Origin of the sequence: Gaetbulibacter sp. M235, assembly GCF_043876835.1 — a bacterium.
In the GTDB taxonomy this organism is placed as follows: Bacteria; Bacteroidota; Bacteroidia; order Flavobacteriales; family Flavobacteriaceae; genus Yeosuana.
The window spans coordinates 1-19,493 of record NZ_JBAWJZ010000012.1; the positions used below are offsets into that span (position 1 = coordinate 1).

Consider the following 19,493-nt stretch of genomic DNA (forward strand, 5'->3'; position numbering starts at 1 on the left):
TACTTCCTACTTCGGAATGAAGCCTCCAATTGTGGACTGAATTTAAAGACCCACCTTTGAATAGTTGCATGGTCTACTTTCACTCCTCTTATGGCCATCAACTCTTCAATTTCCCTATAGCTAAGCCCAAATCTGAACTTGAAATAAATAGCTTGCATAATTACTGACTTGGGAAATGTGTGACCTTTGAACATTGTTTTTGTCTTAAAAATACAAAAATTCTATTTTTACTAATTTAGATGCGACAGAACCATTTTTTTTAGCTATAACGTAAAACCTTAAAATCTCAATTGCTCAAAATTGATTATTATTTTATGAAATGGTGTAAAACTAATAAATTCTAATTTATAATAAATATTCTCTATAAATTACACATAATTATTTAGTTGAACTTATTTCAATCAAACCAACCCTGAATAATATTATAATTCAATTTCCTTTTATTATGATATACAAACTCATTTTTAAGAACATCATAAGTATAGGACATACTCAAACTCTCAATATTTTCTACTATGTCTTTAATTGCTTCGCATACATACTCTATTTCCCTATTAGTCATGGTAGGATGAAACGACATTCTAATCCATCCTGGTCTATCCACGAAGCATCCCTCTACTATTTTTTGTTCAATGGATTTAGATGTGCTTTTATCAACATTCAATAGATAATGTCCATAGGTTCCAGCACAAGAACACCCTCCTCGTGTTTGAATTCCGTAAAGGTCATTCAATAATTTTACTATCAAATTATAATGTGAATCATTAATATGAAATGAAAATATACTTAAACGATCTTTGTGCTCTTTGGCAAGAATGTTCAGGCCTTTAATTTCTGAAAGCATTTTAAAAACATAGTTGTTAATTTCATGTTCTCTAGCAAGTATATTATCAATACCCATTTTCTCTTTTAATTGAATGGCTAATGCTATTTTAATTGTTTGAAGAAAACCAGGTGTACCACCTTCTTCTCTTATTTCTATATCCTCATAATATTTACGATCTCCCCAAGGATTTGTATATATCACTGTCCCTCCTCCTGGTTGGTCAGGTATTTGGTTTTTGTATAAATGTTTATTAAAAATAAGGACACCTGATGTCCCAGGTCCTCCCAAAAATTTATGAGGCGAAAATACAATGGCATCAAGAAATTCCATTTCATTTTTATGCATATTAATTTCTACATAAGGTGCACTACAAGCATAATCCACAATACATATTGCTCCATTGAGGTGTGCTACCACTGCAATTTTTTGTATTGGGATTATTACTCCTGTAACATTAGAACAAGCTGTTATAGCCACCAAACATTGACGATTTCGGTTTAATTTTAATAATCTATCCAAAGCTTCTATACTTATCAGCCCTTCTTCATTATGGGGGATAATCACAACTTCACAAATGGTTTCCATCCAAGAAGTATGGTTAGAATGATGCTCCATATGAGACACAAAAACAATTGGTCTTCTCTCTTGCGGAATTACAGTGTGTCTTTTTAAATTTTCATTTACCTTGACACCTAAAATACGCTGAAATTTATTGATAGCACCAGTCATACCAGAACCTACGGTAATCAAAACATCATCTTTTGAAGCATTAACGTGTTTTTTTATAATGTTTCTTGCTTCGTGATAAGCCATAGTCATAGTTGAACCTGTTATAGATGTTTCCGTATGTGTATTGGCTACAAAAGGCCCTATCTCATTTATTATTTTCTCTTCAATAGGTCTGAATAATCTGCCACTAGCAGTCCAATCAGCATATATGATTTCCTTTTCTCCATATGGTGATTTAAAATTCTGGTTAATGCCTATGATGTGTTTTCGAAATTGTTCAAAGTAGTTTTCAAGATCATTTCCTTTAGGCCAGACACAATCCTTCCTTTTTTTTAATTGTTCCATATCCTATTAATTTAATTCCACTTGAAAGACTATTTCCTTCAGGTTATTACCAATTATACCGTTACATTCCATATATGTCACCTTACCCTTCACTAATTCTGACTTTGTTAATATTTCAACCTCCTGCACAAAGTCGACCGCTATTGTATAAAAATGTGTAATTGTGGAATACGTTTCTTCATAGGTTTCTTTTACGTTACCTATTTCTCTTGGCCTTCCTATAAAACTTACAAATGGGTTGCCTTCAAATCTAATTATTGTTGGGAAAGGATCATCTTCTGATGAAGCTTGTGCATATAATCTCCAAGGTGATTCTATAAACGCCATCATATGGATATAGTAATTGTTGGTGTTTGCTTTTTTTACAATGAACTTCCAATTGACAGGGTCTGGCAGTAGTCTTGGAGATTTAAATAGATTTTTAATTACTTTAAAATTTTTTAGCATTTAAATTATAGTTTTGATTTTAATATTACATGTTTCTTTTCTGGTTTTAATCTTACTTAAACTTTCAATAAAAATGCATGATATACCATTTATTAATCAGAATACCATGCCTAAATCAAACTAAATTTTTCATGATGATTAATCCAAAAATATATTTTGAATGTAAAGCTTCGTAGTTCGTTATTTTTTAATTATAAATGTTTTGACTATTGTCTATTTTAATAGTCTTAAAGGGAATGATTGTTTTTAACTATTAACTAAGAATAAACAACCAATCAAAATTTATTTTTTAAATTAATAGACAAAAAACTACTATTCATTCCCTCCTTGACATTGCATTATTTTTATATATTTTATGCTTATATATTTCTGCTTACACCAAGTATTACCAAATGCCATAAAAAATTTAATTACATAATTATTTCTATTTATTCAACTATTAATTGAGTTTCAAATAAAATACATCAAACCTAATTTTAAAGCCTTAAAATATTAATAATCCTTGAATTGTATTTTCTTACCAAAGAATTATTAATTCTTTTTAAATTTTAAAATACCGTCGTTTAGCCAATCATAATAAACATCAGAATCTGGTGTATATACAACAGGCTCAGAAAGATTCTCTCCATTGTGATCCATTAACACATAAAAAGGTTGAGAGTTCGCCTTGTACCTTATGGTTTGTAGCTCACTCCATTTTTGACCTATGTATTTTAATTGCTTACCAGGATTTAATTTAGACTCAACTATATCTCCCTCTTCCAACATACGTTTATCATCAACGTACAGTGAAATCAAAACTACTTTATTTTTTAAGATGTCTAATATATCTGATTTTGGCCATACATTTTGTTCCATTTTTCTACAGTTTACACAAGCCCATCCTGTAAAATCCAACATCACTGGCTTGCCCACTTTTTTAGCATAGGCCAATCCTTTATCGTAATCGTTAAATGCTAAAATATCATGTGGTGCCAGTAAATGTGCTCCTTTTGGTAAATCTTCCTTAATTGCTTTTAATTCACTTCCCCCAAGTTTTGAAAACCCAACACCATAAGGTGACTCACTATAGTCTTGAAGTGGTGGAAAAGCACTAATTAAATTTAATGGAGCGCCCCATAAACCAGGAATAATATAAATTGTGAATGACAATACAATAAGACCAAGCCCCAAGCGACCAACCGATATACTTGACAGTGGAGAATCATGAGGCAATTGAATTTTTCCAAACAGATACAGTGCCAATACGCCAAATATGGCAATCCAAATAGCAAGGAAAATTTCACGTTCTAAAAAATGGGCCTGTAATACTAAATCTGCCTGTGATAAGAATTTAAAAGCTAAAGCTAGTTCTAAAAATCCTAGTACAACTTTTACGGTATTCAACCAGCCTCCGGATTTTGGAAGTGAATTTAACCATCCAGGAAAGGCTGCAAATAAGGCAAAAGGTAAGGCAATTGCAAAAGAAAAACCTAGCATGCCTATAATTGGGGCTAATCCTCCTTTTGATGCCGCTTCAACTAATAAAGTTCCTACAATAGGTCCTGTACATGAAAATGATACTATCGCTAAAGCCAACGCCATAAAGAAAATTCCAATGAGTCCGCCTCTATCAGCTTGAGAATCCACTTTATTAGCCCATGAGTTTGGTAGCATGATTTCGAAAGCTCCTAAAAAGGAAATTGCAAAAATGATTAATAATAAAAAGAAAATGATATTAAACCAGACATTGGTAGCCAGTGCATTTAATGCATCAGCTCCAAAAATCCCAGTTACAACAGTTCCTAAAAGCACATAAATTACAATAATACAAACTCCATAAATAATAGCATTTTTAATACCTTGAGTCTTGGTCTTACTCTGCTTGGTGAAAAAGCTTATAGTCATTGGAATCATAGGAAACACACATGGTGTTAACAAGGCTGCAAATCCTGATAAAAAAGCAATAAAAATGATGCCCCAAAGTCCTTTTTTTGGTTCTTTAGATTTAGAAGATGATGCTAAAGTTGCTTCTTTTTTGTTTTGCTTTTCAGCACTAATTGTAACTGCTTTTGATCCCTCTGATAAATTAAACACTAAATCGACTTCTTTTGGTGGCATACACCTTGAATTATCGCAGACCATGAACTCTACGAGTCCATTTATTGTTGTTACGCCTTCATTAATTTCTACTTTTTGTTTGAATGTAGCTGTTTTTTCAAAGAACTTTATTTTCATTTCAAAAACAGGATCATCTATGGTACGGCCATCTTCTTCTAATGTATTTCCGGAAACTTTAAAATATCCCTCGCTGTCATCATAAATGAATGTTGTAGCAATTGGCCCATGTTTTGGAACTGACTGAGAGTACAAATGCCAGCCAGATTCTATGGTCGCTTTCGAAATTAATTCATATTCAGTGTTTGATATTTTTTCTACAGAAGTAGTCCATTTTACAGGCTCAAGTATCTGTGAATACGCAGAAAATGATAAGGCTATTACTGTTAATAAAAGAAAAATCTTTTTCATGTTTTTAGTAGCTTTTAAAAAAGGGCCATTATTTTACCAACAGCCCTTTTATCATCTTTTTGTTTATTGACCAATTAAAAAATAAAATACGAAACTCGCAGTTTAATAAAGATGTTTTTTAATTTGATGGTACACCATTTTCATCAAGTGACCCAGATTTAATAATTACCAACTTATTTAAGTTTATGTATTTCTTGATGACTGAATTCACTTCTTTTAAAGTAACAGCTTCAATATCTTTAGGATATTGGTCTATATAGCTAGGTTCCAAATCCATCTCTATAAAATCTAAAAGTGTCTTAGCTAAACCTGTTGTGCTAGCAAGACCAACCTTAAAACTTCCTGTTAAATTTGTTTTTCTAGTCATCAATTCTTCAATTGTCACCCCCTCGTTCACCCATTTATTAAGTTCAGCCATCGTGGCATTCAATCCTTTTTCAAAAAGACTAGGGTTAAACGTCGCAACGATTTCCCAATAACCTCCTGCATTTTTATGACCTGAATGTTTTGAATTAATACCATAAGTTAAACCATCCCTATCTCTCACGGTTTGCATCAATCTTGCAGAAAAGTCACCACCTAAAATATTGACACCTATATAAAATGGTAAAAAATCCTTGTCCTTTATTTTTATACCTGTGTATTGTCCTATATTCATGACTGCACTTGGCTTTTTAGGGATAGTAATTACTTTTGTTATTGCATTTGCTTTAATTGGTGTTTCGTACTTAGCTAATGTTGTTATACCCCCATACCAACCTCTAAATTCTTTGTTTAACGTACTATACAAATTCTTTGTATTAACATCTCCAACAGCTACTAAATGCATACCTTTTGGCCCAAAATAGGTTTTATGGAAGCCTTTTAAATCTTCTAAAGTCATAGCTTCTATATCCTTAATAGAAGACTCTATGTCTTTTCGATAATTAGGATGCCCTTGGGGATATATGGATTGTGAAAGGGCAATTGAAGCTTGTGTATTTGGATCTTCAAGTCCTCGTTTAAGACCGTTAATATTTTGAGTTTTTAATAATTCAAATTCTTTTGCGTCAAAAAGAGGATACCGTAATTCTTCAGCCAATAGCGAAATAACAATATTCAAATCCTTTGTTAAGCATTTAAAATTGATATTTATATTTTGAGTGTCAGCATTAATATCAATTGTAACACCTAGTTTTTCCAGTTTTTGAGAAAATTGGAACTTATCATTTTTAGAAGTGCCCTTACTTAATATTTGTGTTGTTAAGTCAGGTACAGATTTATTACCTTTTTTATTTAAATAATCTCCTATTGGAAAACTTGCACTAATCGTTACAAAATCTTTAGCCCCGGTTTTTGCTGTTACCACATCTATACCGGCTACTTGTTTTCTATCAAATTGTTTGCTTCTATCTGATAAACCATTAGTTCCGTATACAGAAGAGATCTTGTAACTGGTCCTAGGAGATACATTATCAAAGGTTCTTAATTCAAAACTATTACCATCTCTAACTGGGGTTCTGAAAAAGTATTTACCATCTTTAGCCTTAAAGTTTAGTGCCTCATTTTTGCTTGCTACAATAACGCCATTAACTTGTGGAATAAAATAACCCGTAGTGCTTTGTTCTTCAATTAAATACTTGTTAGCTACACGCTTAACATCGTCAGCCGTTACCTTACCTAATCTTTCTACACTGTTAAAATAGTTCGTCCAATCTCCCCCAGCAATCGCCTCATTGATTTGACCAGCAATATTTCCAGAACCGTCTCTGGACAAAATCGTTTGGGTATTTAATTTAGCTACTATGCGATCTACGTCATCTTGCAACACTCCATTTGCTTTTATTTTTTCCACCATGTTCAACATTTCCATGTTGATGTCTTCATGATTTTTATCAGGCGTAAAACCAAGTGTAATCATAAATAAGCCTACTTCTTTAAAGTTTGAGGGACCTGAAAACCCAAATAATGCTATTCCTGAATCAACAAAGGTTCTATTTATAATTGATGACGTTCCACTCCCTAAAATATTACCTAACACGGTTAAAGCTGACAAATCTTCATGCAACATGCCTGGTATTTTATAACCAATAGAAACAAAACTTTGTTGCCCAGGTTTTTTTATAACAATTCTTCTTGGACCTACTTGCTCAGGCTCTTCCGTATATGGTTGTGGTATATCATGAGGAGCCTTCCCAATTTTTCCAAAGTACTTATCAACTAAACCAAACAAACTGTCTTTTTGGAAATCACCAATAATGGTTAAGGTTGCATTATTTGGCCAATAATAGGTGTTATAGAACTTACGTAATGTTTCTATTGACATGTTCTCAATATCAGAACGCCAACCTATTGTGGAATGATGGTATGGATGCGCTAAATAAGCTGTTGCCCAGATTTCTTTAAATAAAAGATTGATTGGATTATTCTCGCCACGTTCAAATTCATTTCGTACCACAGTCATTTCAGCCTCCTTATCTTTTTTTAACAACAAAGAATTCCGCATTCTATCTGACTCTATATGTAAGGCAGTTTCAATCTTATCACTTGGAATTGTTTCATAATAATTGGTTCTGTCATTCCATGTTGTTGCATTCATTTCAGCACCCATGTCCTGTAATACTTTAAATATAGCATTACCATTTTGTTTGTTAAATGAAGGTGTGCCTTTAAAGTTTAAGTGTTCCAATAAATGAGTAGCACCAGTATTACCCGGCGTTTCGTTTTTTGAACCTACATGATAGACGACTTGTATTGTTACTACTGGCGCTGAATTATCTTGCAATAATAATAAATTCAATCCGTTAGGTTCATATAAATATTCTTCTATCCCTTTTAATTCTTGAATCTTCTTAAATTTAATTAGGCCTTCTTGTGCAAAAAGTCTTTTCATAGGAATTAATGCTAAAAGAAAGAAAATAGCTATTCCGATTTTTGTTTGTATTTTCATAATACCTTTATGTTTAAATTGTTTTATGTATAATAGACATTCTATTGAAATCTATACTTAATAATGCTTTTAAAATTATTAAGACACAGACACCTATTCAAGTAAAAGAAAGTGTTTTCTGTTTACTAAATATTTAAGCCATTAAACAAATCAATTAATTTATTATCTGATGGTTTAGGTGCATTTGAAGACACAATATTTCCTTGTGGATCTATCAATATGAATTGTGGTATTCCGCTAATCTTATAAGCCTTTATAAAGTCAGAATTATATGCTCTATCAGCGAATAACTGAGTTCCTGACATCTGTTTCTCGTCGACCATTTTTTTCCAATTATTATAATCTTTTTTATTATCAATAGAAATACTAACAAACTCAATATTTTTTCCACGATATTTTTTTTCTATCTCTTGCAAAAAAGGAATTTCACGTATACAAGGTTTGCACCAGGTTGCCCAAACATCTATATATACATAGGTCCCCCTTAGGCTTTCAAGGGACATAGTTCCGCCAGAATAATTTTCATAATTCTCAAATAGTGGTGAAGGTTTTCCTGGCTCTAGTCTTAACACATAATTGTAAAGTTCAGTAATTTTATTTTTGGTTTCTGTGTTTGAAGTTATCTTTATAAAATTATCATAAACAACTTTTTTATCCTTTACCTCAGGAAGTGTCCCTCTAACATAATCAAATATCACCAAATCTCTCAAAGTCACATTTTCTAATTGTAGAACCGATTTATTATACGCGGAAAGAAAATTATTTGATGAATCTTCCTCGTATATCTGATATGCTTTAGGGTCAATAATTAATACGTTTATCAAATAACTATAAGCACTTGAGTATTGGTAATCCTCAGGTCTATCAACAGGAATTTCTTTCAAATCTTTCATGAAATTTTCAGAAGCTACGTAGTCTTCTTTTCCTGCAAATTTGCTATGGTAAAAAGTTTTGTACATATATTTTTTTTCTAAATAATTATATACTAAATGCCTTTTTTCTTTTACCTTAATTTCATGAGGAACATATGATACTAATTCAAATTTATCTTCAAGCAATTTTTTATCAGATAAAATTAAGTTTACAAATTCATTTTCTTCCTTTTCACAATACTCTTTAATTCCATGTCTGAATTTATAATCTACCCTACTTCTTTCAGCATAATAATTGTTCAATTCGGAATAATCACCTGAAAATGCTAAAGATTCTATAAAATTCGTTTCATCAGCCGTGATATTTATTAAAGATCCTTTTTCAATGTATAGTCCAGATCCTACTTTTCCATAACGGATGATATAATAACCATCTGCAATATCCAAGGTGTCAGCTAATGAGCCATCATCTCTTATTCTGACAGCCCTTTTAAATCCTGAGGAAGATTGAATGGTCAATTCACCTCCTTTTGTGTTAGTAAATTTTCCAGTTATAATAGCATATTCAAATTTTTGTTCTTTTTCCATACAGGACAAAACTGTTAAAACCACCATAAAAATTGCGTATTTAATTATTTTCATTTAGTAAAATATTTATATTGTTAGTTACTTAAGCTTAGCTCTATGTTGGAGATTTCTATTTTTATCATCCCAAGAACAATATTTTAATTGTTCATACTCAACATAATTTTTAATTATAAAAAACCTTTACTTTCAACAGAAAAGTAATATTTATCAATTCAAAATGATTTTAATTATTAATTATTTCTTGATAATTACATTGATATACTTCTACGATAGCAAAAGGTTTAAATTTGTTTTGTTTTTTATTTGATTATTGATTCAAAAATCATTTATTTCTTAGTCATCCTTACGTTTTTAATAATTGGCACAATACATTATACGAATTCATAATTTTCACATGATTCATTAATAGACAATAATTATAAAACGTTATTCTTATTAAAGAAACTTTTTTATGTCTTCAATAAAGTATGTCTTTTTATGATCTTTAACAATTATAAGTTTCTATTTTAAGGTCAAAAATGTTCATAGTTATCCAACCAAGAGTACTTTTTCATCTTTTTGGAATTTAAATTCTTGCTTACTAATAAGACGACCCTTCTGAAGAAATTAAAAGGGTCATCCTATCATTGATCATTCGTAAGAAGGGTTTTGAACCGTAACACCACCGCTGGCCTCAACCGATTTTATTGGAATTGGTAAAATGAATTTTTCTGGATTGGTCGCCGATGGTTTTACATCCGATACTTGGAATCCTGTTCCAAATCCATCAATGAAGTCATATCGAACCAAATCGAACCAAGATTCGCCCGTTTCAAGATATAATTCAATTTGTTTTTCAATGCGAACAGCCTTTAAAAATTGGTCTAACGAAATACTGGCAGGATAAGTCTCAAACCCATCTGTCCCAGTAGTGGTAGCTCCAGCACGGGTTCTAACAGCATTTAGAGCATTTAAGGCAACCGTGGTTACAGCATTATTTGCTCTAGCATCAGCTTCTGCTAAAATTAAATAAACTTCAGCCATGCGAAGCTGAATCCACATTTCATGAGTTTCAGTAGATAAATTGGTGCTATATTTTCTAGGAACATAAATAGACGACGGGGTAAAAAGAGTTTCAAACCTATTTCCGTCAAAATTAATTGATTGTCCATTTACATCCATAGAACCATTGACAGCGGTTAGAACGTTGTAAGGATCCCACCCAAAAAAACCGCCTTCTATGTTAGGCCCTATATAAAGGCTACTCTTAGCATCTGGAGTACCCATAATACCAAATAATATTTCGGGATGGATAAATAATGCTTGTGAGTTTTTAGGAAAGAATATACCGTCGTGTGTTGGATTTAAAGCAAAATTGCTTCCGCCAGTATTAATTAAATCTGTTGCTATACTAGCGGCTTCACTATAATCACCCATGTAAAGTAGTATTTTAGCTTTTAATCCTTTACCAAACGACTTATTCACATAGCCTTTAACCCCTCCTCTTAAATCTGGTGCCATGGCAATTCCATCATTTATGTCCTGAAGAATTGCTGCATAGGTTTCGGCCACTGTCTTTCTTGGTAAAGCCTTATCACTTATAGCAGGTTCAAATCTAACATCTATACCAAATGTCGAACTCATATCATAAAACTGGCCAAATGATTGTAACAATTTAAAATGAGTATTTGCCCTAAGCAGTTTTGCCTCACCAATTATTTCGTCTTTACGTTCTGGAGTTGAAAACTCACTAGCATCTAGTTTTGCAATTTCTTGGAGCAACCAATTACAATTATTGATTGAACTATACATCGAGGAATAATCATTCAAGGTAAATCTATCTACATTAGAGGGAGGATTGTTAAGAGACCATCCTTCAATTTCAGGAAATCGGTTATAATAACCACCTACGATTATATCACCAGACATTAACCCTCTTGATATCGTAGAAAATGCTATTTGACTATATTTTGCGTATGCTCCGTTTAAGGCATTTTCAGCACTTGTTTCATCTACAATAGCATTTTCAGCTTCTAAAGAATAAAGGGGCTTAAAATCATCTATGTCTTCAGTTAATTGGCAAGAGAACACTGTGCTTAACATAATAACACAAAGGCCAAATAATTTTCTTTTAAAATTTTTCATATTCTTAATGTCTTTAATTATTACTAAAATGTTATATTTAATCCTAATGTAAAAGTTCTAGTGTTTGGGTATGAACTACCATCATCACCTGATTGTCTTGCCGTATGACCAGACGTTGAAAAAATATCTCTTGCCGCATCTTCAGGATCCAAACCAACATAATCGGTTATTGTAATAAGATTATTTCCACTAAATGAAATATGCGCACTTGAAATGCCCAAATGTTTTATCAAATTTGTTGGTAAATTATAACCTATAGAGGCATATCGCAACTTGATATATGATGCATCCATTACCGATCTGCTATTTGCGAAGAAATTTGATCTTGAACCAAATCTGGCATACTTGGCGCCTGTGTTTTCTGGGGTCCAAGATTCTTTTATAGCTAGTTTGTCAACATTGACATCCCATGAATTAAAAGGCCAACCAAAAGAGATAACTTCATAATCCTTTTTAATACCACTGGCAAAGGTCCAGTTCATTCCAAAATCCCAGTTTTTGTATGTAATTCTGTTGTTCCATCCACCAAAATAATTAGGATTAATATCGCCCAATACTTTACGGTCATCGGTAGTTATTCTACCATCTCCATCAAGATCTTTAAAGATATAATCGCCCGGTAACTTTAAGTTAGAATCATATACTCCGGTAGGTGAAGCGGCATTCAAATCATCTATTTCTGCTTGGGTTTGAGCAATACTAACGACAACAGGGCCTTCGATGCTACCAATTGGATGTCCTTCAAAAATTCCAATATTTGAACCTCCGTTGGTCGAGCCACCGTTTAGTCTATCAACATTGTTTTTTATGTACGAAATGTTTATTGATGAGTTCCAATTAAAATCTTTTGTCCTTAAAACATCTCCTCCTAAAACAATTTCCCAGCCCTTATTTGTTACATCAGCCACATTGCTATCCCAAAATCCACTTCCAGTTTCAGCAGGAACAGGGACTTTTAAAATTATATCTGAAGTGTTTTTCTCAAAATAAACGACTTCCCCATTTAAGCGGCTATTAAATAGCCCAAATTCTAAGCCAATATCGAACTGATTAGTTCCTTCCCATCTAATATTAGCATTTGGAATTTTATCAACAGTTATGCCAGCTTCTCCTGCATAAAATGTTCCGGTATTATAATAAGCTAAATAAGAAAATGAATCTAAATTATCTGATCCGGTTTTGCCTAAACTGGTTCTAATTTTAAGTAAATCTATAATATTTTGGTTTTTAAAAAATTCTTCATTGTGTACATTCCAAGCTAATGCTCCAGAAGGGAAAAAACCTGATCGATTTCCTGGACCAAATTTAGTGGAGGTATCCCTACGAGCTGTGAATGTAACTAGATATTTATCATTATATATGTAGTTAACTCTGGAAAACATTGAATTTAATCCACTCTGTTCATGTGCGCTCGAAGGAAATTCTACAAATTGCGCTGAACCAGTATTAATCAAATTTGTGTCGTCAGGAAAACCTCTGTAAGTTACACCATTATATTCTACTTTAGATTGGTCCCAAGAAACACCTACTACAGCATCAATTCTGTGATTATAAATCTTTTTATTAAAATTTATTGTGTTAACAAAGGATGCTGACCAAGTATTGTTATTTTGGATATATAAGGTTGCTCCAGGTCTTCCATAAGCATTAGCATTATAACCATTGTTGTATGACGGAACAAAAGACTCTGTGTCATCATCATTTGAACTCAAGTTAATTTGTGATTTAAACTTAAAGTCATTTACAATTTTTAATTCACCATACAATGACCCGAACATGTTTTTTCCAATAGTCTTTTTTCTGTTTCGTCCAAGTCCTCCCAATGGATTAAAATCATTGGAATAGAATCCAGTTATAAACGTAAATTCACCAGTTTCATCATAAATCGGAAAATCTGGACGGAAGCCTGCATCATTTAAATTTAAAATTCCTGAAGTTTTATTTACCGAATAATTATAGTTTACAGATCCTCCAATTTTTATATTTTCTTTTACTTGGGCATCAATGCTCGCAGCAAAATTGTAACGTGTAAACTTATTTTTAATCAATACGCCTTCTTGTTCATTTATTGAAGTAGAAAGCGCATAAGTCACTTTATCTCCTCCTCCATTGATGCTTAAGCGGTATTGATTCCAAATAGCGCTGTCGTTGATAATTGAATCTTCCCAATCTGTATTGGCATTTCCAAAATAATTAGCCGGGTCATTTACAATGTTATATTGACTACTTAATATATCAGGAATTAAGAAATCAGGCAATGTTGTGGTATCCAAATCATACTGAGCCAGGGTTGTCATAAAACCTTTCCATTCTGATGCGGATGCCCAATCTCTTGTATTAGAAGGCGTTTGTAAAGTTGTATTTACGGAAAAGGACATTCTTGGCGCTTGCCCTGTTTTGCCTCTTTTAGTGGTGATAAGAACGACCCCATTTGCCGCTCTAGATCCATAGATCGCTGCAGCAGAAGCATCTTTAAGTACATCAACGCGCTCAATGTTATTAGGATCAATACTTAATAATGGGTTTTGTCGTGTTCCTGAAAAAGTTATAGGAAATTCGCCTCCAACAGTAGTTACCCTAGGGTTTACAACAATAGGAACCCCATCTACTACATACAAGGGTTGATTGTCCCCAAGAATTTGACTTAAACCGCGAATAATAACAGTACCTCCTGAACCAGGCTCGCCAGTACCGGGAGAAACAAACACTCCAGAAATTTGTCCGGCCAATGAGTTTTCAATGGACTGTGTTTTTATTTTTTGGATATCTTCAGCTTTTACCGATCCTACAGAGCCTGTTAAATCTTTTTTTACTGTTGTACCATATCCTACTACGAGAACCTCTTCAAGACTACTTGTATTTTCGTTTAAAGTAATACTGTATACTTTTTGATTTTCATTAATTTTTTGTGAAAAAGTTTTATATCCCAAGCCAGATATTACCAAATAATTATCAACCTCAACTTTTAAAGAAAATTTACCATCAAAATCGGTTGCAGTGCCTCTAATAAGAAAGTCTGGATTGATATTGCTATCATTAAAATCGGGTTCTCTGTTAGTAGTATAAACAGTAATTCCATACAAAGGTAAACCGTCTTTATCCTTTACTGTTCCAGAAATAGAAATTTCTTGTTGTTGTTTTTCGGATTCAGTTTTTTCTCTAATAATTAGAGTATTATTATTTGTTAAATCAAAATTGAAATCCCCAGTAGATAATGATTTGTTTAAAAGGTCATTCGTGTAAATAACACCTCTCGATAGCTTCACCTTTGGGAGGTTTTTAAACAATCCTTGTTCATAAATAAAATTGTATTCTGTTTGCTTCATGATAAGTTCAAAAACTTCATCAACAGTCATTATTGTATCATAGTCGACAATAATTTTTGAATTTTGAGATAAAACATTATTTGGTCCTAAACCAAATGCAGAAATACATAATAAGAAGATAAAAGTTCTCACAATGAATAGTAATAGTTTTTTTCTAAAAAAGAAAAGAACATTAATCAATTTAATTTTCATAAATTTGCTTGTTATTAGTTAGTTAAACATTTAATTAATTATTAATTCACAAAAGGGGATTAAGCTATAGACATTCGACCGTTATTATGCTTGTTCCCTTTATCTTATTTAATGATTACTGTTTTATCATTAATTTCATACGAGCTTATTTGGCTTGATTTGATCATAGATGATAAAATTTCATCAATACTTAGTTCTTTTCTTATAACACCCACAAAAGCGATATTTTGAAGGTTTGGGTTTTCAATTACAAACTCAACATCATACCATCGTGATAAAACCTTACACATTTGTCTTAAAGACATCCCCTTAAAGTTGAAAACACCATTTTTCCATGATATTGCCGAGTATACCTCTACCTTTTTTATAATTATATTCGAATTGGTTTTTCCTATTATAGATTGTTGGTTAGGCTTTAAAATTTCACTCTTTTCCTTATTGCTTATTTCGATTTTACCTTCGACTAAAGTTGTATAAATATTATCTTCATCTTTGTAGGCTTTAATGTTAAATTCAGTTCCTAAAACCTCAACTTCTTGACCACCAGTATGCACTTTAAATTTTGTTCCATGATGTTTTGAACTTGGAGACACATTAAAATATGCTTCGCCATAAATTAATTCTATTTGTCTGGTTTTTTCTTCTGAAAAAGTCACGGGGTATTTTAATTGAGACTCTGAGTTTAGCCATATTTCTGTGCTATCAGATAATATCAAATGAAATTGACCTCCTCTAGGAATCGTTAAATAGTTGTACGCAATTTCCTTTGTATGTCCTTTTCCTGCTTCATAAACAATTTCTTCTCCATTACTATTGGCATTCTTCATTTGATAAGTATTTCCTTTTTCCAAAGCTATGATAGAACCATCTTCTAAGGTTAATGTAGCTTTGTCTGTTCCCGGTTCAATAGTATTGTTTACAATTGTTGGACTAGAATCTTTAATGTTGTATAAAACATCTCTTAAGAAATAAGCAGCAGCTAATACACCTATCAGTGCAGCAGCTATTGCGTATTTCAAGAAATAGGAGCTCAATTTAATCGGTTTTAATTGCACTTTTTGACTATTATTTAAAATTTTATTACTTATTCGATTTGCTGAAGCTTCTTCCATGTCCGGATACTTATCTAGTAGAAAGACCACTTCTTCGATTGTTGGAACACCAGAAAAGTCTTTTGAGTTTTGAAAATAGGAAACAATTTGTTTAATCTCTTCTTCAGAGCAATCTCGGTTTATAAATTTAATAAATAAATCTTTCATTTTAGTTCGTCTTACTTTTATCCAGGTATCTATATATAATACTCTTGAAACTAAAAATAGTACCATTCATATTTAATCTTTTTTTTGCCTAATAGATAAAATACATTAAAGATGATCTCTATAAAAATGATTTTGTTCAGTTATAACAATGGATTGTATTGTTTTCGCGATTTAAAAAAACTGAATTTGAAAATAAACAAGGCTATTTATGATTTTATAACCAATTTTTATAAAAAAGAAATAGTAAAAGAGGCATATCCTTGTTATTTAACAAGAAATCACGAAGTGTTTCTAGAGCCATACTAATTTGATTTCTTACTGTATTTGTAGAAATCCTTAATTCTTTTGCTATTTCTTCATAGCTTTTTCCTTCATTACGGGACATTTCGAAAATTAAGCGTCTTCTAGGAGGCAATAAGTCCAAAGCTTCCTTTTTAATGTCTTCAACATCAGCCTCTATCAAATGTAAATCTGCAGCATTTGCATACTTTTGACTATTATAAAAAATTTCTTCTCTAATTTTTTCGTTTTTGGCTACTCTTTTAAGGAAAGAAATAATATTGTTTCTAGTAATGGTAAACAAAAATGATTTGAAAGATAGGTCAGGATTTAAGGTCTCTCTTTTGAGCCAAACCTTTAAAAAAACGTCCTGAACTATTTCTTCCGAATAAGGCTTTGAACACAACATACTATAGCTGTATTTATATAAAATATTATGATAATTATCAAAGAGCTTCTGAAATGCTTTTTCATTACCAGTTATTAACTCCTGAACCAGTAACTTTTCATTATATGTTTCTATTTGCGACATGAACAATATTAACCATGTAAAACATTTTCATAAATCAATTCAAAATAAATTTACCCTATAAACGATTCTAACTCCGATTAAAAAAACTGTTCAATATTAACAAATTTTATTAACTCATAATCATTTGCAGATTTCAGGGTATTTCAATTGATTAATTAAAGATAAAAATATTTTGTTTATAACATTTTTTTTTGTCTAATTTATGAAGGTTATTTGATAAAAATATCATTAATCTCTAAATTATCAGAATTACCATTTTAATCAATGGCCTTAGCTTAAATTTACGTAATGGAAATCTTATAATAATTTGTTAATTTTGACTAGTTTCAGTAGTTGATTTAATTTTCAAAGTAAGTTATAGATAGCTCAACACCTGTTAAAATCAATAAAACTAACACTAATTTATAAGATTTTGTTTAAATGGATTTAGCTATTTACACAATTAAGTTCATTATTATTTCCATAAAACAAATTGGAATACAACGGACGTTAAACAAGTAAAAAAGTCATTTATAAGATTTGTTGGTTTTGCTATTTAATTAATTCTTTTACCGCTGTTGCTGTTATTTTTATTTTACCACCATACGGTATAGCTTCTACTTGATACATTGTTCTCGTAGGTCGTTTGTTTTCAGGAAATAATTCTTCAAATAGCTTAATTATTTCAGATAAGCCTTTTAAATTATCACAAGCAATATCAATAAAAACAATATCTTCCCTTTCAAATTCAGCATTTTCTATAGCAGAAAAAAAATCAGAGAATGCTAAATTTCCTTCTTCCAGTATTATACCAGACATATATTTTTCTTCAATATTTACAGATAATTGTTTAACCTTTAGAAAACTGAAATCTAATTTTCAATTCATTATATTTCCCAAAATTATATTAAGGTTCTGCCCGTAAGGACCTCATCTAATATAGGCTATGGTTTTTGAATCTAGAAAATTTTGATCTTGGAGTGACAACAATACGTATTCTCACACAAGATGATTCCACTATATTGGACTAAATAACGATATTTTTTATTAGCATAATCCAAAATAAAATCCTACTGTGTTTTTAAAGAGCTGGTTATATAGTAGATAAACATTTAGACCTCCTTAAATTAACTATACGAATTACAAAAAACCATTTTTGAGAGAATTTAGTCTTCTAAAAAGCAGGTTAACATGTATCAGATTGTTCGTATAATAAGATCATTTATATAGTGATGCAGTGCAATTTTAAAAAATTGATTACGACTACCACAGTTCAAATTTTTCACACAAATTATAAACATGATTTATAAGGGAACAACCAATGAATATTTACTAATTGAAACCATTGATTATACAAATAATAATATATTAAAGGAAAATATTGAGAGTGGCTTAACACTCATATGGTGTTTTGATGACCGTACAATTTTAAAGATTGACAATAAAGAAATCCATTTTAACAAAAAACGAAATTGTCTGCTTGACAGAATTCCATACTATTGAAATCGTTTCAGAAGGTATCCTTCAGTTCATCCGCTTTAATCGTTCTTTTTATTGTATTCTTAAACATGATAACCAAATTAGTTGTAAAAGTATTCTTTTTTTTGGAGCCTCACAACTTCCAGTTATTAGTCTTACCGAAAAAAAAACTGTAATATTTAAAAATCTTATAAATGTGTTTAAAAATGAAATGGTTTCCAAAGATAAATTGCAATTGGAAATGCTTCAGATTTTATTAAAACGATTTCTTATTCTATGCACCAGAATTTATAAAAATCAAAACAATTACGATATGCTTGACGATGTAAATGTAAATATTGTTAGAGAATTTAACTTTTTGGTGGAAAAATATTTTAACACAAAACATTTAGTGTCAGATTATGCAGAAATCTTAAATAAATCTCCAAAAACGATTTATAATCTATTTTCAAAATTGGATACAAAAACACCATTACACTATATTCAAGAAAGAATTATGTTGGAGGCTAGAAGACTATTAAGATATACAGATAATTCTATCAAAGAAATTGCTTATGAAATTGGCTTCGAAGATATTCAATCCTTTAGCAGGCTTTTTAAAAAAAAGGAAGGTGTTTTTCCTTCAGAATTCAAAAAAAACATCACCAGTAGGACATATTGTCAACTCATCGGGAGTAATTGATTAAAACTTTACTTTCCTTTAATCGCATCTTTGCACCATCATCACTCCATTATGAACTACCTCAATAAAAAAGATAGAACGTTATATGATTAATACTATTAAACAAAATATTAAAAACAGAAATCATGATTAAATTTAATGTACCAACAAAAAGCGAAGTATCAGAAAGCAACCAATATTATCTCAAAGCAATTATTTTTTGTTATGTGGCTACCTTCTATAATAAAAATTAAAATAAAAAAAATGGGACAAATCAAAACATAGAGAATTGTCCCATCAAAATAAATTAGTTAACCTTTGATTCTCAAATCCATTTCAATTTCTAAAGGGTGTTAGATATTCATAAAACCAAGGATATTGCCAAATTATATATTGCTTACCACTGTCTTATTTTAAC

At 31.2% G+C, this 19,493-nt stretch carries 11 protein-coding genes and 1 pseudogene; 1 reads left to right on the forward strand and 11 read right to left on the reverse strand.

The window, feature by feature from the left end; genetic code table 11:
* The 11 genes and pseudogenes from V8G69_RS15365 to V8G69_RS15415 all read right to left on the reverse strand — a co-directional run.
* Positions 1 to 194, reverse strand: a pseudogene (locus V8G69_RS15365) (IS6 family transposase); the annotation flags it as partial.
* Positions 195 to 397: 203 nt separating this feature from the next.
* Positions 398 to 1,900: an aminotransferase class V-fold PLP-dependent enzyme gene (locus V8G69_RS15370; RefSeq protein ID WP_394882999.1), complete on the reverse strand. Its 1,503-nt coding sequence runs from the start codon at positions 1,898 to 1,900 to the stop codon at positions 398 to 400.
* 6 nt (positions 1,901 to 1,906) lie between these two features.
* Positions 1,907 to 2,347, reverse strand: a complete 441-nt coding sequence (locus V8G69_RS15375; protein ID WP_394883001.1) for a hypothetical protein — start codon at positions 2,345 to 2,347, stop codon at positions 1,907 to 1,909.
* A 531-nt stretch (positions 2,348 to 2,878) separates the two neighbouring features.
* The gene (locus V8G69_RS15380; RefSeq protein WP_394883003.1) at positions 2,879 to 4,855 is read right to left on the reverse strand and encodes a protein-disulfide reductase DsbD family protein; all 1,977 of its coding nucleotides are present in this window, start codon (positions 4,853 to 4,855) and stop codon (positions 2,879 to 2,881) included.
* Between the two features lie 118 nt (positions 4,856 to 4,973).
* Entirely contained in the window at positions 4,974 to 7,784 is a 2,811-nt protein-coding gene (locus V8G69_RS15385) for a M16 family metallopeptidase (RefSeq protein ID WP_394883004.1), read from the reverse strand.
* A 125-nt stretch (positions 7,785 to 7,909) separates the two neighbouring features.
* Positions 7,910 to 9,298 carry a TlpA family protein disulfide reductase gene (locus tag V8G69_RS15390; protein WP_394883006.1) on the reverse strand — a complete coding sequence of 463 codons (1,389 nt, stop codon included), beginning with the start codon at positions 9,296 to 9,298 and terminating at the stop codon, positions 7,910 to 7,912.
* A gap of 576 nt (positions 9,299 to 9,874) precedes the next feature.
* Positions 9,875 to 11,368, reverse strand: coding sequence for a RagB/SusD family nutrient uptake outer membrane protein (locus V8G69_RS15395; protein WP_394883008.1), 1,494 nt, complete (start codon positions 11,366 to 11,368; stop codon positions 9,875 to 9,877).
* 23 nt (positions 11,369 to 11,391) lie between these two features.
* Positions 11,392 to 14,886 (reverse strand): SusC/RagA family TonB-linked outer membrane protein, encoded by a 3,495-nt coding sequence (locus V8G69_RS15400; RefSeq protein ID WP_394883009.1) that lies wholly within the window; start codon positions 14,884 to 14,886, stop codon positions 11,392 to 11,394.
* Between the two features lie 104 nt (positions 14,887 to 14,990).
* On the reverse strand, positions 14,991 to 16,211 hold the full coding sequence (locus tag V8G69_RS15405; RefSeq protein ID WP_394883010.1) for a FecR family protein: 1,221 nt from the start codon (positions 16,209 to 16,211) through the stop codon (positions 14,991 to 14,993).
* Positions 16,212 to 16,359: 148 nt separating this feature from the next.
* Entirely contained in the window at positions 16,360 to 16,956 is a 597-nt protein-coding gene (locus V8G69_RS15410; RefSeq protein WP_394883011.1) for an RNA polymerase sigma factor, read from the reverse strand.
* 531 nt (positions 16,957 to 17,487) lie between these two features.
* Positions 17,488 to 17,754 (reverse strand): Rid family hydrolase, encoded by a 267-nt coding sequence (locus V8G69_RS15415; RefSeq protein ID WP_394883012.1) that lies wholly within the window; start codon positions 17,752 to 17,754, stop codon positions 17,488 to 17,490.
* A 661-nt stretch (positions 17,755 to 18,415) separates the two neighbouring features.
* Here V8G69_RS15415 and V8G69_RS15420 point away from each other — a divergent pair.
* Positions 18,416 to 19,096: a helix-turn-helix domain-containing protein gene (locus V8G69_RS15420; RefSeq protein WP_394883013.1), complete on the forward strand. Its 681-nt coding sequence runs from the start codon at positions 18,416 to 18,418 to the stop codon at positions 19,094 to 19,096.
* Positions 19,097 to 19,493: the final 397 nt, after the last annotated feature.

What these genes read in the sequence shown, in the direction of transcription:
- V8G69_RS15370 (WP_394882999.1), bottom strand. Translation starts at nt 1,900, where the DNA reads ATGGAACAATTAAAAAAAAGGAAGGATTGTGTCTGGCCTAAAGGAAAT.
- V8G69_RS15375 (WP_394883001.1), bottom strand. Translation starts at nt 2,347, where the DNA reads ATGCTAAAAAATTTTAAAGTAATTAAAAATCTATTTAAATCTCCAAGA.
- V8G69_RS15380 (WP_394883003.1), bottom strand. Translation starts at nt 4,855, where the DNA reads ATGAAAAAGATTTTTCTTTTATTAACAGTAATAGCCTTATCATTTTCT.
- V8G69_RS15385 (WP_394883004.1), bottom strand. Translation starts at nt 7,784, where the DNA reads ATGAAAATACAAACAAAAATCGGAATAGCTATTTTCTTTCTTTTAGCA.
- V8G69_RS15390 (WP_394883006.1), bottom strand. Translation starts at nt 9,298, where the DNA reads ATGAAAATAATTAAATACGCAATTTTTATGGTGGTTTTAACAGTTTTG.
- V8G69_RS15395 (WP_394883008.1), bottom strand. Translation starts at nt 11,368, where the DNA reads ATGAAAAATTTTAAAAGAAAATTATTTGGCCTTTGTGTTATTATGTTA.
- V8G69_RS15400 (WP_394883009.1), bottom strand. Translation starts at nt 14,886, where the DNA reads ATGAAAATTAAATTGATTAATGTTCTTTTCTTTTTTAGAAAAAAACTA.
- V8G69_RS15405 (WP_394883010.1), bottom strand. Translation starts at nt 16,211, where the DNA reads ATGGTACTATTTTTAGTTTCAAGAGTATTATATATAGATACCTGGATA.
- V8G69_RS15410 (WP_394883011.1), bottom strand. Translation starts at nt 16,956, where the DNA reads ATGTCGCAAATAGAAACATATAATGAAAAGTTACTGGTTCAGGAGTTA.
- V8G69_RS15415 (WP_394883012.1), bottom strand. Translation starts at nt 17,754, where the DNA reads ATGTCTGGTATAATACTGGAAGAAGGAAATTTAGCATTCTCTGATTTT.